Here is a 1322-nt window from a genome sequence, read left to right as displayed (position 1 = left end):
TGTCTTGCTAGCGCTGCGTCATCAGCAGAGAAACGAGATTATGAAGAAGTTTTTTACGTCTGTCAAATCGTCGTTAGCGCTGCCAATTTCGATTCGCCAGACCCCTGCCGCGCTACCACCCTGCCGCAAGGCTCCTTCTTTCGGTCGGCTGATTCGCTGCGCCCGCTTAACGCGTAACCGCTGCCAAAACTGCCTTCCTCACTCTTCGCACTTCCCGCTGCGCTGTTCGCGTTGCGTTGTTTGCGTCGAGAAAGAGACTATAGCACGTATTGAAATCGGCACGCAAATCGATCCAGGCTTTCTTGTCAGTTTCGTGACCGGAATCGGGCCTTTTCAGGCCCTGATACAGCGCGCAAAGCGCGCTGTATCGCCACTTGGCGTAGACGAAAAATTTTTTTGCCGTCTTTCTTCGCCTCAGCCACCAGGCCTGCTACTTGTGCTGGAACGACGGCGGACGCTTGGCAATGAAGGCTTCCATACCTTCCTTCTGGTCTTGCGTACCGAACAGCGAGTGGAACAGGCGGCGCTCGAATTGCATGCCTTCTGCCAGGGGCGTCTCGAAGGCACGGTTCACCGCTTCCTTGGCCATCATGACCGAGGGCAGCGACATGGACGCAATGACGGTGGCCATCTCGATGGCCTCGTCCAGCAGCTTGTCGGCCGGCACCACGCGCGACACCAGGCCCGCGCGCTCGGCCTCGGCCGCGTCCATCAGGCGGCCGGTCAATACCAGGTCCATGGCCTTGGCCTTGCCCACCGCGCGCGGCAGGCGCTGGGTGCCGCCGGCGCCGGGAATGATGCCCAGCTTGATCTCGGGCTGCCCGAAGCGCGCCGTCTCGGCCGCCACCAGGATGTCGCACATCATGGCCAGTTCGCAGCCGCCGCCCAGCGCATAGCCGGCCACCGCCGCGATCACGGGCTTGCGGATGCGGCGCAGGGTCTCCCAATTGCGGGTGATGAAATCCGAAGCGTAGGCCTCCATATAGGAGAGGTCCTTCATCGCGCCGATGTCCGCGCCCGCGGCAAAGGCTTTTTCGCTGCCGGTGATGACCATGGCGCCGATGCCGGGATCGGCGTCGAAGGCCAGCAGCGCCGCCCCCAGTTCGTCCATCAGCGCATCGTTCAGCGCATTGAGCGCCTTGGGGCGATTCAGGGTCAGCAGGCCGACCCGGCCACGATTCTCGACCAAAACCAGAGCTTCGCTCACGACCACACTCCTGCCTATATGTCGAGTCCCGGACGATCATAAGGCCGCCGATGGAACAAATGAGGGTGTGAATCATACCACCCACTCATAGCCTGCATAGGCGTCTTGCTCTGCA

Annotated in this window: 1 protein-coding gene; it reads right to left on the bottom strand. The window is 61.3% G+C overall.

What is annotated here, in order from left to right; translation table 11 throughout:
* Positions 1 to 430: 430 nt before the first annotated feature.
* Positions 431 to 1207: an enoyl-CoA hydratase gene (locus tag ABD104_RS30145; RefSeq protein ID WP_338616277.1), complete on the bottom strand. Its 777-nt coding sequence runs from the start codon at positions 1205 to 1207 to the stop codon at positions 431 to 433.
* Between the last annotated feature and the right edge of the window lie 115 nt (positions 1208 to 1322).

The sequence above is a fragment of the Pigmentiphaga daeguensis genome, from assembly GCF_039523035.1.
GTDB classification, from domain to species: Bacteria; Pseudomonadota; Gammaproteobacteria; order Burkholderiales; family Burkholderiaceae_B; genus Pigmentiphaga; species Pigmentiphaga daeguensis.
Note: the sequence above shows the minus strand (reverse complement) of the source record. Positions and strands in the feature narration are given on the sequence as shown.